The organism is Cupriavidus mimosae, assembly GCF_023952485.1.
Lineage (GTDB): Bacteria > Pseudomonadota > Gammaproteobacteria > Burkholderiales > Burkholderiaceae > Cupriavidus > Cupriavidus taiwanensis_C.
Map to the genome: position 1 here is coordinate 144,747 of NZ_JALHRY010000011.1, position 13,210 is coordinate 157,956.

Sequence of the window (13,210 nt, forward strand, 5' to 3'; positions counted from 1 at the left end):
GCCTTGCACGGAGCGTCCTGTTAGCCGCTGCCTCCGCGCCTGCCTGCCCCAACGCCACGCTGCCTCGCCGCCTACCCGCATGAAACTGTTTGCCTGGATCGTCCGCATCGTCGTATTCGTGCTGCTGTTCGTGCTGGCCCTGCGCAATACCGCAGAGGCCTCGCTGCAGCTGTTCTTCAATGCCGTCTGGCATGCGCCGCTGATCCTGATCCTGTTTGCCGCGTTCGCGCTGGGCGCGGTGGCGGCGCTGGCCTCGGTGGCGCCCGGACTGATGCGCCAGCGCATGGAACTGGCCAGGCTGCGCCGCGCGGCCGCGGATGCACGGACGCCCGCGGCGGCGCCATCGGCGGCCCCCGCAAGCGCCGCCCCGGTGCCGCGCGACGGCAAGTCTCCCTATAACGTAGTCGGCCCGAAAGTCTGATCCATGATGTTCGAAACCTGGTGGCTGTTGGTGCTGCCACTTGTCTTTGGCCTTGGCTGGATGGCGGCGCGCTTCGACGTGCGCCAGATGATCAGCGAGCAGGGTGCCTTGCCGCGCTCCTACTTCAAGGGACTCAACTTCCTGCTCAACGAGCAGCCCGACAAGGCCATCGATGCCTTTGTCGAAGTTGCACGGCTGGACCCGGAAACCACCGAACTGCACTTTGCGCTGGGCGCGCTGTTCCGGCGCCGCGGCGAAACCGAGCGTGCCATCCGCGTGCACCAGAACCTGGCCACGCGCCCCGATCTGCCCGAGCCCGAGCGCGAGCATGCGCTGTTCGAGCTGGGCGAAGACTACCTGCGCGCGGGCCTGCTAGACCGTGCCGAGGAATCGCTGCGCCGGCTGATGTCGGGACCTTACGCGGCATCGGCCAAGCGCGTGCTGCTCGAGCTCTACGAGGTCGAAAAGGAATGGCAGAAGGCCATCGATGCCGCGCGTGAGCTGCAGACGCTGGAGCAGAAGAGCTACAGCGTGCAAATCGCGCAGTTCTGCTGCGAGCTGGCGCAGGACGCGCTGCAGCGCAAGCGCCCCGAAGACGCGGTGAAATGGCTGAACCAGGCCGTGGCCGAGAATCCCGCCAACGTGCGCGCGCCGATCTTGCTGGGCGACGTCGCCGCCGCGGCGGGCGATGCGCGCGCGGCGCTGGGTCACTGGCTCGGCATCGAGCGCCAGGACGCCGCCTTCCTGCCGCTGGTGGCCGAGCGCGTGGTCAAGGCCTATGCCGCCCTGGACGAGCAAGGCGTGGCGCTGGAATGGCTGCGCGGCTTGCTCAAGGGCAAGCTCGCGCCCGAGGTGCTCGACACCGCGTACAAGGCCGAACTGGAAGTGAACGGCGCCGAAGCCGCGGCGCGCCTGATGCGCGAACAGCTGCGCCGCCAGCCCACGCTGCTGGCGCTGACCAAGTACTTCGAGGCGCAGGCGGCAGTGGCCGCCGAGCCCGCCGCGCAGGCCGCGGTGGCCGAGGCTGCGACTGGCCAGGCCGAAGGCGCCGAGGACGGTGACGAGGCCAAGGAAACCACCGCCATCCGCGACCTGCTGCAACTGCGCACGCGCAACATGGCACGCTATACCTGCCGCGAATGCGGTTTCCGTGCGCGGCTGTTCTATTGGCAGTGCCCTGGTTGCAACCGCTGGGAAACCTATGCCCCGCGGCGTTCCGAAACGCTCGGCTGATTCCCGGTGGCCGTGCAACGGATGTGAATTGAAGCTATGAAAGTCACCATTATCGGCAGCGGCTACGTCGGTCTCGTCACCGGCGCCTGCCTGGCGGAGCAGGGCAACGACGTGTTCTGCCTGGACCTGGACGAGCAGAAGATCGCGCTGCTCAACGCGGGCGGCGTGCCGATCTACGAGCCCGGCCTGCAGGAACTGATCCAGCGCAACCGCGAAGCCGGCCGCCTGACCTTTTCCACCGACGTGGCCGCCAGTGTCGAGCATGCCGACGTGCAGTTCATCGCGGTGGGCACGCCGCCGGACGAGGACGGCTCGGCCGACCTCAAGTACGTGCTGGCGGCGGCCCGCAATATCGGCCGCCACATGACCGGGTTCAAGGTGGTGGTCGACAAGTCGACCGTGCCGGTGGGCACCGGTGACCGCGTCACCGCCGCGATCCGCGAGGAACTGGCCGCGCGCGGGCTGGAAGACCTGCAGTTCTCGGTGGTGTCGAACCCCGAGTTCCTGAAGGAGGGTGCAGCGGTCGAAGACTTCATGCGCCCCGACCGCATCGTGCTGGGCTGCAACGCCGACGCCGCGGGCCGCCACGCGCAGGCCACCATGCGGCAGCTGTACGCGCCGTTCAACCGCCATCATGAACGCACCTTCTACATGGACGTGCGCTCGGCCGAGTTCACCAAATACGCGGCCAATTCGATGCTGGCCACGCGCATCTCGTTCATGAACGAGCTGGCCAACCTGGCCGACGAAGTCGGCGTCGATATCGAGCTGGTGCGCATGGGCATCGGCTCGGACCCGCGCATCGGCTACAGTTTCCTGTATGCCGGCGCTGGCTATGGTGGATCGTGCTTTCCCAAGGACGTGCAGGCTTTGATGCGCACCGCCGCCGACCACGGCAAGCCGATGCGCGTGCTGGAGGCGGTGGAAGCCGTCAATGGCGCGCAAAAGCGCGTGCTGGGCGAAAAGATCGTGCGCCGCTTTGGCGAGGACCTGACCGGCCGCGTCTTTGCGCTCTGGGGTCTGGCCTTCAAGCCCAATACCGACGACATGCGCGAGGCGCCGTCGCGCGTGCTGGCGCGCGAGCTGGTGTCGCGCGGCGCGTCGCTGCGTGTCCATGACCCGGTCTCGATGGCCGAGGCGCGCCGGGTGCTCGAGGCGGACCTGGCCGACGTGCCGGGGGGCGCGGCGCGCGTGAGCTTCCACCAGCACCAGATGGACGCGCTCGACGGCGCCGACGCGCTGGCGATCGTGACCGAATGGAAAGTGTTCCGCAGCCCTGACTTCGGGCAGATCAAGCGGCGGCTGAAGTCGCCGGTGGTCTTCGATGGACGCAATCTGTATGAGCCCGAGGCGATGCGCGAGACCGGTGTGGAATACCACGCCATCGGCCGCCCGACCCGCAAGGCTGTGCCGCCGGCGAACGAATGAGGCGCACGCGGGTCAACGGACTCATCAACCGATAAGCTAACGCGGCGGCCGCTGCCGCCGCGATATTGCCAAGGATCTTCATGAACAAGACCGTCATTCCGCAGGAGCAGATCCGGCAGTCCCATATCCTGGTGGTCGGCGACATGATGCTGGACCGGTATTGGTTCGGCGACGTCGAGCGCATTTCGCCGGAAGCGCCGGTGCCGGTGGTGCAGGTCAAGCGCAGCGACGAGCGCCTGGGCGGCGCCGCCAACGTGGCCCGCAACGCCGCGGCGCTGGGCGCGCGCGTCGGCATGCTGGGCGTGGTCGGCGACGACGAGCCGGCGCGCACGCTCGAGGCGCTGCTGGCCGAAAGCCACGTGCAGCCCTACCTGCACCGCGATGCCAAGATCAACACCACCATCAAGCTGCGTGTGGTGGCGCACCAGCAGCAACTGCTGCGCGTGGATTTCGAGAACACGCCGGCGCATGAAGTGCTGCTCGCGGTACAGGACAAGTTCCAGGGCCTGGTCAACGATTACCAGGTGCTGGTGCTGTCCGACTACGGCAAGGGCGGGCTGACCCACGTCACGCGCATGATCGACGCCGGCCGCGCGGCCGGCCGCAAGGTGTTGGTCGATCCCAAGGGCGACGACTACTCTCGCTATCGCGGCGCCACCCTCATCACCCCCAACCGCGCCGAGATGCGTGCCGTGGTCGGCGCCTGGAAGACCGAGGCCGACCTGACCATCCGCGCGCAGAACCTGCGCCGCGCGCTGCAGCTCGAAGCGCTGCTGCTCACGCGCTCGGAAGAGGGCATGACGCTCTATACCGAAGCCGAAGTGCTGCACGTCTCGGCACAGGCCCGCGAAGTCTATGATGTATCCGGTGCCGGCGACACCGTGATCGCCACGCTTGCCACCATGATGGGTGCGGGCGTGCCGCTAAAGGAAGCCGTGCAGCATGCCAATCGCGCCGGCGGCATCGTGGTCGGCAAGCTGGGCACCGCCGTCGTCACTTATCCCGAATTGTTCGGCGCCGCTGCCTGAGGCGCGGCGCCCCATCCTGATCCGACCATGACCATCATCGTCACCGGTGCCGCGGGTTTTATCGGCAGCAATCTCGTCAAGGGCCTGAACGAACGCGGCGAGACCAACGTCATCGCCGTCGACAACCTGTCCCGCGCCGACAAGTTCCACAACCTGGTCGACTGCGAGATCTCCGATTACCTGGACAAGCAGGACTTCCTCGCGCGCTTTGCCCGCGGCGAGTTCGGCAAGGTCCGCGCGGTGTTCCATGAAGGCGCCTGCTCCGACACCATGGAGACCGACGGCCGCTATATGATGGAGAACAACTACCGCTACACGCTGTCGCTGATGGAGAGCTGCCTGGAGCAGGGCACGCAGTTCCTCTACGCATCGTCGGCGGCGACCTACGGCGCCTCGCAGGTGTTCCGCGAGGACCGCGAGTTCGAGCGTCCGCTCAACGTGTACGGCTACTCCAAGTTCCTGTTCGACCAGATCGTGCGGCGCCGGCTGCCGTCGGCGCTGTCGCAGATCGTCGGCTTCCGCTACTTCAACGTGTACGGGCCGCGTGAAACGCACAAGGGCCGCATGGCCTCGGTGGCGTTCCACAACTTCAACCAGTTCCGCGCCGACGGCACGGTGAAGCTGTTCGGCGAATACGGCGGCTATGGCCCTGGCATGCAAAGCCGCGACTTCGTCTCGGTCGAGGACGTGGTCAAGGTCAACCTGTTCTTCTTCGACCATCCGGAGAAGTCCGGCATCTTCAACCTGGGTACCGGCCGCGCCCAGCCGTTCAACGACATCGCCGCGACCGTGGTCAACACGCTGCGCGAGGCCGAAGGCAAGGCGCCGCTGTCGCTGGACGACCTGGTGCAGGAAGGGCTGGTCGAGTACGTCAAGTTTCCCGACGCACTGCGCGGCAAGTACCAGTGCTTTACGCAGTCCGATGTGTCCAAGCTGCGCGGCGCCGGCTACGGCGAGCGCTTCCTGACCGTCGAGGAAGGCGTGGCGCGCTACTGCCGCTGGCTGCTCGAGCGCAACGGCTGAATCCGCATCGTTCCTGCCCTGCGCCGGCTGACACGCTTTCGTGCGGCCGGTGTCAACTTTTGTTGCCGCATGCGCCGCCCTCGCGGCGCGCCCCTATCCTGACCTGACCTCGCCGCCCCGGCGGGGGTGGTACCTCAGACCATCCACAGGAAAGGAGAGCCTTCATGGCCATGCACTGGATCCGGCAACTTGCCCGGCGTTTTTCCCTGATCTCCCTCGCGGCAACCGTGTGCCTGCTCGCCGGCGGTACCGCGCGTGCCGCGGTCGACGTCAACACCGCCGACGAGGCGGCGCTGACCTCCGTCAAGGGCGTGGGCCCGGCCACGGCCCGCCACATCGTCGAAGAGCGCAACAAGCGCGGGCCGTACAAGGACGCCGCCGACCTGGCCGAGCGCGTCAGCGGCATCGGGTCCAAGTCCGTGGCCAAGCTGCAGGACGCCGGCCTGACCATTGCCGGCAAGGGGTCGGCCGCCGCCACGCCATCCGCTGCACCGGCGGCCACGCCGGCGCCCGCCAAGGGGGCAAAGGCAACGCCTGCACCGGCAAAGCCGGCCCGCTAGCATCGCCACTGCTGCCCTGTGACCGGTCGTGCTGCGTCCGGGTGCGTTGTGGCTGGTATGCGTTGTGCTAAAGCTTGCCGGCTTCGCAGCCCCCGTGGCGGCGGAGTATCATGCGGACGCCGCGCAGGCAGGACCTGCCGCGCGGCTGCCGACCGGCATTCCACACCTAACAACCAGGCACAAGCGCGGCGGCCGCCGATCCGGTGGCCAGCCCGGACCACAGGGAGCAAGACAATATGGCGAATGGCGAGGACGCGGGATTCCTGCCGCAATGGCGGCTCAAGACCGAAGGCGTGATCGGCCCTGATGAGCGGCTGCCCGCGGGGCAGACGCTGCTGGCCGGAATCCAGCACGTGGTGGCGATGTTCGGCTCGACCGCCATCGCGCCGATCCTGATGGGCTTCAACCCGAATATCGCCATCCTGTTTTCCGGCATCGGCACGCTGATCTTCTTCCTGTGCGTGCGCGGCCGGGTTCCCAGCTACCTGGGCTCCAGCTTTGCCTTCATTGCGGTGGTGATTGCCGCCACCGGCTATGCCGGCAGCGGCCCCAATCTCAATATCCCGGTGGCGCTGGGCGGCATCATTGCCGCCGGTGCGCTGTACACCGTGATCGGTCTGGTGGTGCAGGCGGTGGGCTACGCCTGGGTGGAAAAGCTGATGCCGCCGGTGGTGACCGGCGCCATCGTCGCGGCGATCGGGCTGAACCTGGCCCCGGTGGCGGTCAAGGCGGTCAGCGGCGCGGCGCTCGATACCTGGGTGGGGCTGCTCACCGTGGTCGCGGTGGGGCTGGTCGCGGTGCGCGCGCCCGGCATGATCGGCCGCCTGCCGGTGCTGATCGGCGGCCTGGCCGGCTACGTTGCCTATTACCTGGGCACCAACGTGATGGGGCTGGGCAAGCCGATCGATTTTTCCGGCGTGGCCGCCGCCAGCTGGTTCGGCCTGCCGGCGTTCACCGCGCCGACGTTCGAGCTCGGCGCGATGCTGCTGATCGCGCCGGTGGCGATCGTGCTGGTGGCCGAGAACCTCGGCCATATCAAGGCCATCGGCGTGATGACGGGCCGCAACCTGGATCCGTACATCGGCCGCGCCTTTATCGGCGACGGCATCGCTACCATGCTGTCGGCCAGCGGCGGCGGCACCGGCGTGACCACCTATGCCGAGAACATGGGGGTGATGGCGGTCACCAAGATCTATTCGACGCTGATTTTCGTGGTGGCGGCCGCCGTGGCCATCCTGCTGGGCTTCTCGCCCAAGTTCGGCGCCCTGATCCTGACCATCCCGGGGCCGGTGATCGGCGGCCTGACCATCGTCGTGTTCGGCCTGATCGCGGCCACCGCAGGCCGCATCTGGGTGCAGAACCACGTGGATTTCTCCAGCTCGCGCAACCTGATCACGGTGGGCGCCACGCTGACGGTGGCGGCCGGGGACCTGACGCTGAAGCTGGGCGGCATGACGCTGGGCGGCATCGGCACCGCCACCTTCGGCTGCATCCTGCTGTATCACCTGCTGGGCGAAGGTAACCGCGAAGAGGATTGAGCCACGACGCAAGCGGGCGGGCGGCAGAGCAAATCCCGCCTGCCGGCGAGGGGATAGGGGTCTGGATTACAATGGCCGGCGAATTGGAATCCACCGGAATCCTCCGGATTCCCCCGTTTGCGACCTTCCTTCGCCCCATGGCCTACAAGACAATTGAAGACACCATCGGCAACACGCCGCTGGTCAGACTGCAGCGCATCCCCGGCGCCGCCAACGACGCGCGCGGCAATGTGATCCTCGGCAAGCTCGAAGGCAACAATCCGGCCGGTTCGGTCAAGGACCGCCCGGCGGTGTCGATGATCGCGCGGGCCGAAGCGCGCGGTCGCATCAAGCCGGGCGATACCCTGATCGAAGCGACCTCGGGCAATACCGGCATCGCGCTGGCGATGGCGGCCGCCATCCGCGGCTACAAGATGGTGCTGATCATGCCCGAGGACCTCAGCCTCGAGCGCCGGCAGAGCATGGCCGCCTACGGCGCCGAGATCATCCTGACGCCGGTCAAGGGCGGCATGGAATATGCGCGCGACCTGGCCGATTCGATGGAGCGCGACGGCAAGGGCGTGATCCTCGACCAGTTTGCCAATCCGGACAACCCGCAGGCGCACTACGAGGGCACCGGCCCCGAAATCTGGCGCGATACCGACGGCCGCATCACCCATTTCGTTTCCGCGATGGGCACCACCGGCACCATCACCGGCGTGTCGCGCTTCCTCAAGGAGCAGAATCCCGCGATCCAGATCGTCGGCGCGCAGCCGGCCGAAGGCTCGCGCATCCCGGGCATCCGCAAGTGGCCCGAAGCGTATCTGCCCAAGATCTACGATCCCAAGTTCATCGACCGCACCGAGCCGGTCAGCCAGGCCGATGCCGAGCACATGGCGCGCCGCATGGCATCGGAAGAGGGTATCTTCTGCGGTATTTCCGCCGCCGGTGCGCTGTGCGTGGCATTGCGCGTCGCCGAAGAAGTCGAGAACGCCACCATCGTCTTCGTGGTGTGCGACCGCGGCGACCGCTACCTGTCGACCGGCGTGTTCCCGGCCTGATCCGCAGCGTTGCAATCAAAAAAGGCCTCGCTGCTGCGAGGCCTTTTTTGCTTTGGCCATGCCGCCTCAGCCCATCGCCGCCTTGACCGCCTCGCCCAGCTGGTACACCGCCAGCGCATAGAAGAAGCTGCGGTTGTACCGCGTCAGCACGTAGAAATTGCGCAGGCCGAGCAGGTACTCGGTGGGCTGGTCGGGCGTGGGCAGGTCCACCACCAGCACGCCGGTTTCGCCTTCGCGCGCCAGGTTGATGGGCTCGTCCACGCGCAGCCCGGCGCGGGTCAGCTGGTTGAGGGTGCGGGTCGGCCACGGCTCGCCATCGGCAGCCGCGGTGGCGATGCCCAGGCTGCCGGTGTCGGGGGCGATGCGCCACACCACCGGACGGCCCGGCTCCCAGCCGTGCAGCTGCAGGAAGCGTGCCACGCTGCCGATGGCGTCGGTGGGGCTGTTGCGCAGGTCGATGTGGCCGTTGTTGTCGTAGTCGAGGGCGTATTCGCGCAGGCTGGTCGGCATGAACTGCGGAATGCCGATGGCGCCGGCGTACGAGCCCAGCACCGAGTAGACGTCGGTGCGGGAGTCGCGGCACCACAGCAGGTAGTCGGCCAGCTGGTTGCGGAACAGCGTGCTGCGGGCTTCGCGGTTGGGCGTGGCCGGGTAGTCGAACGCCAGCGTCGACAGCGAATCGAGCACGCGGAACGAGCCCATGTCGCGCCCATAGATGGTTTCGACGCCGATGATGCCGACGATGACCGAGGCCGGCACGCCGAATTCGGTTTCGGCGCGGCGCAGCGTGTCGCGGTTGTCCTGCCAGAAGGTCACGCCGGTATTGATGCGGATCGGCTCGATAAAGCGCGAGCGGTAGGTGCGCCAGCTTTTGCGTCCGGTGGTGGCGGGCGGCATGATCAGCCGTACTACGGTGGCCGAGTAGACCGCCTGCCCGAACCATTCCTGCAGCATGCCGCGGTCAAAGCCGTGGCGCGCCACCATCTCGTCGATAAAGGCACGTGCTTGCGGGTTGTCGCGGTAGCGGCCGGGTTCGATTTCCTCCTCGCGCACGCTGACGCGGCGTTTGCCGGCGGCGAGCAGGCTGGGGGAGAGGCCGCAGAGTCCGAGTGCGGCAGCGGAAAGCGCGGCGCCCAGCAGGGGGCGTCGCAGTGAGCGCTGGGTGTCGGTCATGGTGTCCTTTGCAAGTCGCACCGAGTATAGCGGATGCCACCGCGGCATCCGCGGCGCGGCGGGTGCGGCATGGCGCGCCGGCGCTGCTGGGTCCCCTGGCGTGGCCTGTGCTAACGTAACGTTTGGAGACAACATGGCGACGCACTGCAACCCATTGCGACGATAAGAGATGCCGACCGGCTATTACACGCACCCCGAGTTCCAGCGGCACGAGATGGGGCACTTCCACCCCGAGTGTCCGGAGCGCCTGCAGGCGATCGAGGATCACCTGATTTCGCATGGCCTGGACGGGCTGCTGGAGCGCCGCGAGGCGCCGCCCGCCACGCGCGAGCAGCTCGAGCGCGTGCACCGGCCCGAGCACGTCGACGCGCTCGCAAGCGCCAGTCCGTCGAGCGGCTACCACGCGATCGATCCGGACACCTCGATGAACGCGCACACGCTCGCTGCCGCGACGCTGGCCGCGGGGGCGGCGGTGGCGGCCACCGATGCGGTGATCGCCGGCGAGTTCGAGAACGCCTTCTGCTGCGTGCGCCCGCCGGGCCACCACGCCGAGCCCGGCCGCGCCATGGGCTTCTGCTTCTACAACAACGTGGCCATTGCCGCGCGCCATGCGCTGCAGGCGCACGGGCTGGAACGGGTGGCGATCATCGACTTCGACGTGCATCACGGCAACGGCACCGAGGCGGCGTTCCGCGGCGACGAGCGCGTGATGATGTGCAGCATCTTCCAGCACCCGTTCTATCCCTACAGCGGCACCGAGCATCTGGCGCCGAACATGGTCAACATCCCGCTGCCGGCCTACAGCAACGGCATGGCGGTGCGTGAAGTGGTCGAGACCATCTGGCTACCGCGCCTCAATGAATTCCGTCCGCAGATGCTGTTCATTTCGGCCGGCTTCGACGCGCACCGCGAGGACGACCTAGGCCAGATGGGCCTGGTGGAGCAGGACTATGCCTGGATCACCGGCCAGCTGGTCGACGTCGCGCGCACCCATGCGCAGGGCCGCATTGTCAGCTGCCTGGAGGGCGGCTACAACCTCAGCGCGCTGGGACGCAGCGTGCTGGCGCACCTGAAGGTGCTGCTGGAGCATTAGGAGACCGCCGCCATGGCCGAGAACGATGCGCGCGTCGACGCGCCGCTGCTGACCGAATCGCGCGACGCCGCCGGCGTGGCACGCCTGACCATGAACCGGCCGCAGGCGTTCAACGCCTTGTCCGAAGGGCTGCTCGATGCGCTCACCGATGCGCTGCGCCGGCTCGCCGCCGACGAGAGCGTGCGCGTGGTGGTGCTGGCGGGCGCAGGCAAGGCCTTCTGCGCCGGCCACGACCTGCGCGAGATGCGCGCGGCGCCGTCGCACGCTTACTACCGGCGGCTGTTCGACCGCTGCACGCGCATGATGATGGCGATCCAGCAGATGCCGCAGCCGGTGATCGCGCGAGTCCACGGCATTGCCACCGCGGCCGGCTGCCAGCTGGTGGCGATGTGCGACCTGGCGGTGGCCGCGGACGATGCGCGCTTTGCCGTGTCGGGCGTCAATCTGGGTCTGTTCTGCTCGACCCCCGGCGTGGCGCTGTCGCGCAACCTGCACCGCAAGCAGGCCATGGAGATGCTGCTGACCGGCGACATGATCGACGCCGCCGCTGCGCGCGAACGCGGGCTGGTCAACCGGGTGGTGCCGCCCGGCGAACTGGATGCCGAAGTGGCGCGGCTGGCCGCCAGCATCTGCGCCAAGCCGGCCGCCGCCGTCGCCGCCGGCAAGGGGCTGTTCTACCGCCAGCTCGAGATGGGCATCGAGGCGGCCTACCAGCTGGCCGGGCAAACCATGGCCTGCAACATGATGGACGATGCGGCGCTGGAGGGGGTGCAGGCCTTTATCGACAAGCGGCCGCCATCCTGGCGTGCCTCGTGATCGACTTTCGGGGTCTTTATATGCCGGGAACGCATAAAGACATCGGCAAAAAGTCGTTTATGGTATGAAGCCAATCGCATAAAATACGCGCTTCAGAAAAATAACGAGCGGCAACAGCGCTGGAGATCCCTCGCCTGTTGCCGTTTTCTTTTGGTCACCTTTTCCATGATCGAACTGCAAGGACTGTCGCAGCGCTTCCCGGGCGCGTCTGGCGACGTGCATGCATTGCGGGACGTCAGCCTGTCGATTGGGGCGGGCGAAGTCTTCGGCATCATCGGCCGCAGCGGCGCCGGCAAGAGCACGCTGGTGCGCGCCATCAACCTGCTGAACCGGCCCACCGGCGGCCGCGTCGTCGTCGCCGGCCAGGACCTGACCGCGCTGGACAACGGCGCGCTGCGCCTGGCGCGGCGCGAAATCGGCATGATCTTCCAGCACTTCAACCTGCTGTCGTCGCGCACCGTCTATGACAACGTGGCGCTGCCACTGGAGCTGGCCGGCAAGCCCAGGGCAGAAATTGCCGCCACCGTGCTGCCGCTGCTGGACCTGGTCGGGCTGTCGGCGCTGAAGGACCGCTATCCGGCGCAGATCAGCGGCGGGCAGAAGCAGCGCGTGGGCATTGCGCGCGCGCTGGCCAGCCAGCCCAAGGTGCTGCTGTCGGACGAAGCCACTTCAGCGCTGGACCCGGAGACCACGCGTTCCATCCTGGACCTGCTCAAGCAGATCAACCGCGAGCTGGGCCTGACCATCGTGATGATCACGCACCAGATGGAAGTCATCAAGCAGGTCTGCGACCGCGTGGCCGTGCTCGAAGCCGGCCAGGTGGTGGAGACCGGCCGCGTGATCGACGTCTTCCTGCGTCCGCAGCACGAGGTCACGCGCGCCATGATCGGCGACGTCATCTCGCAAGAACTGCCGGCGAGCGTGCTCAAGCGCGTCGAAAGCCGGCTCGGCAACGGGCGCGACCACGTCTACCGACTGGCCTTCACCGGCGAGGGCGTCGACCAGCCGGTGCTGGCGCAGGCGATCCGCCGCTACGGGCTGGATTTCAACATCCTGCACGGCCATATCGACGAAATCCAGGGGCAGGCTTTCGGCTCGCTGGCGATCATGGCCACCGGCGAACTGGCCGATGTGAAGGCGGCAATGGAATACCTGCAGGCGCAAGGCGTCGTGGTGGAGGAGTTCGAGCATGTGGTCTGAAATGTTTGACCTGTTCCTGACCTCGTTCAACGAGACCCTGCTGATGGTGGCGATCTCGGGCGTGGTCGGCGCGCTGCTGGGCGTGCCGCTGGGCGTGCTGCTGCACCTGACCAACCGCGGCGGCGTGCTGTCGCATCCGCTGTTCAACCGCACCATCGGCGTGGTGGTCAACGCAGTGCGCTCGATTCCGTTCATCATCCTGCTGGTGGTGGTGATCCCGTTCACGCGCTTTATCGTCGGTTCGTCGATCGGCACCACCGCGGCCATCGTGCCGCTGACCATCGCGGCGATCCCGTTTATCGCGCGCCTGGTCGAAAGCGCGCTGCGCGAGGTCGACAAGGGCCTGGTCGAGGCGGCGCAGTCGATGGGCGCCACCACGCGCCAGATCGTGTGGAAGGTGCTGCTGCCCGAGGCCATGCCCGGCATCGTCGCCGGCCTGACCATCACCTTCGTCAGCCTGGTCGGCTATTCGGCCATGGCCGGCGCGATCGGCGGCGGCGGCCTGGGCGACCTCGGCATCCGCTATGGCTACCAGCGCTACATCACCGAGGTGATGGTGGCGGTGGTGGTGATCCTGATCGTGTTCGTGCAGGCGGTGCAGAGCTTCGGCGACTGGCTGGTCCGCCGCATCAGCCATCGCTGAACCCAAGACTTTAT

The 13,210-nt window shown here is 67.4% G+C and carries 13 protein-coding genes; 12 read left to right on the forward strand and 1 reads right to left on the reverse strand.

The window, feature by feature from the left end; all coding sequences use genetic code 11:
* Positions 1-79 precede the first annotated feature (79 nt).
* From MKD50_RS20675 to cysM, 8 genes are all read left to right on the forward strand, one after another.
* Entirely contained in the window at positions 80-421 is a 342-nt protein-coding gene (locus tag MKD50_RS20675) for a lipopolysaccharide assembly protein LapA domain-containing protein (protein WP_252668497.1), read from the forward strand.
* 3 nt (positions 422-424) lie between these two features.
* Positions 425-1,654 (forward strand): lipopolysaccharide assembly protein LapB, encoded by a 1,230-nt coding sequence (lapB, locus tag MKD50_RS20680; RefSeq protein WP_240073885.1) that lies wholly within the window; start codon positions 425-427, stop codon positions 1,652-1,654.
* Between the two features lie 36 nt (positions 1,655-1,690).
* A complete protein-coding gene (locus MKD50_RS20685) occupies positions 1,691-3,082 on the forward strand; it encodes a UDP-glucose dehydrogenase family protein (protein WP_252668498.1) in 1,392 nt (463 codons plus the stop codon).
* 80 nt (positions 3,083-3,162) lie between these two features.
* On the forward strand, positions 3,163-4,110 hold the full coding sequence (gene rfaE1, locus MKD50_RS20690; RefSeq protein WP_062797352.1) for a D-glycero-beta-D-manno-heptose-7-phosphate kinase: 948 nt from the start codon (positions 3,163-3,165) through the stop codon (positions 4,108-4,110).
* 27 nt (positions 4,111-4,137) lie between these two features.
* Entirely contained in the window at positions 4,138-5,133 is a 996-nt protein-coding gene (gene rfaD / locus MKD50_RS20695; protein ID WP_115706293.1) for an ADP-glyceromanno-heptose 6-epimerase, read from the forward strand.
* A gap of 164 nt (positions 5,134-5,297) precedes the next feature.
* Positions 5,298-5,693: a ComEA family DNA-binding protein gene (locus MKD50_RS20700; protein WP_252668499.1), complete on the forward strand. Its 396-nt coding sequence runs from the start codon at positions 5,298-5,300 to the stop codon at positions 5,691-5,693.
* A gap of 236 nt (positions 5,694-5,929) precedes the next feature.
* Positions 5,930-7,231 carry a solute carrier family 23 protein gene (locus tag MKD50_RS20705; protein WP_115706295.1) on the forward strand — a complete coding sequence of 434 codons (1,302 nt, stop codon included), beginning with the start codon at positions 5,930-5,932 and terminating at the stop codon, positions 7,229-7,231.
* 137 nt (positions 7,232-7,368) lie between these two features.
* A complete protein-coding gene (gene cysM / locus MKD50_RS20710; protein WP_115706296.1) occupies positions 7,369-8,271 on the forward strand; it encodes a cysteine synthase CysM in 903 nt (300 codons plus the stop codon).
* 66 nt (positions 8,272-8,337) lie between these two features.
* On the opposite strand, the gene mltB is transcribed toward cysM, so the two are convergent.
* Positions 8,338-9,444 carry a lytic murein transglycosylase B gene (gene mltB / locus MKD50_RS20715; protein ID WP_252668500.1) on the reverse strand — a complete coding sequence of 369 codons (1,107 nt, stop codon included), beginning with the start codon at positions 9,442-9,444 and terminating at the stop codon, positions 8,338-8,340.
* A gap of 169 nt (positions 9,445-9,613) precedes the next feature.
* On the opposite strand from mltB, the gene MKD50_RS20720 reads away from it, so the two are divergent.
* From MKD50_RS20720 to MKD50_RS20735, 4 genes are all read left to right on the forward strand, one after another.
* Positions 9,614-10,537, forward strand: a complete 924-nt coding sequence (locus MKD50_RS20720; RefSeq protein ID WP_115679712.1) for a histone deacetylase family protein — start codon at positions 9,614-9,616, stop codon at positions 10,535-10,537.
* Positions 10,538-10,549: 12 nt separating this feature from the next.
* A complete protein-coding gene (locus MKD50_RS20725; protein WP_252668501.1) occupies positions 10,550-11,353 on the forward strand; it encodes an enoyl-CoA hydratase in 804 nt (267 codons plus the stop codon).
* A gap of 165 nt (positions 11,354-11,518) precedes the next feature.
* Entirely contained in the window at positions 11,519-12,553 is a 1,035-nt protein-coding gene (locus MKD50_RS20730) for a methionine ABC transporter ATP-binding protein (protein ID WP_252668502.1), read from the forward strand.
* Positions 12,543-13,196, forward strand: coding sequence for a methionine ABC transporter permease (locus tag MKD50_RS20735; RefSeq protein WP_092308203.1), 654 nt, complete (start codon positions 12,543-12,545; stop codon positions 13,194-13,196). Before MKD50_RS20730 ends, MKD50_RS20735 begins: the two co-directional genes overlap by 11 nt.
* Positions 13,197-13,210 lie beyond the last annotated feature (14 nt).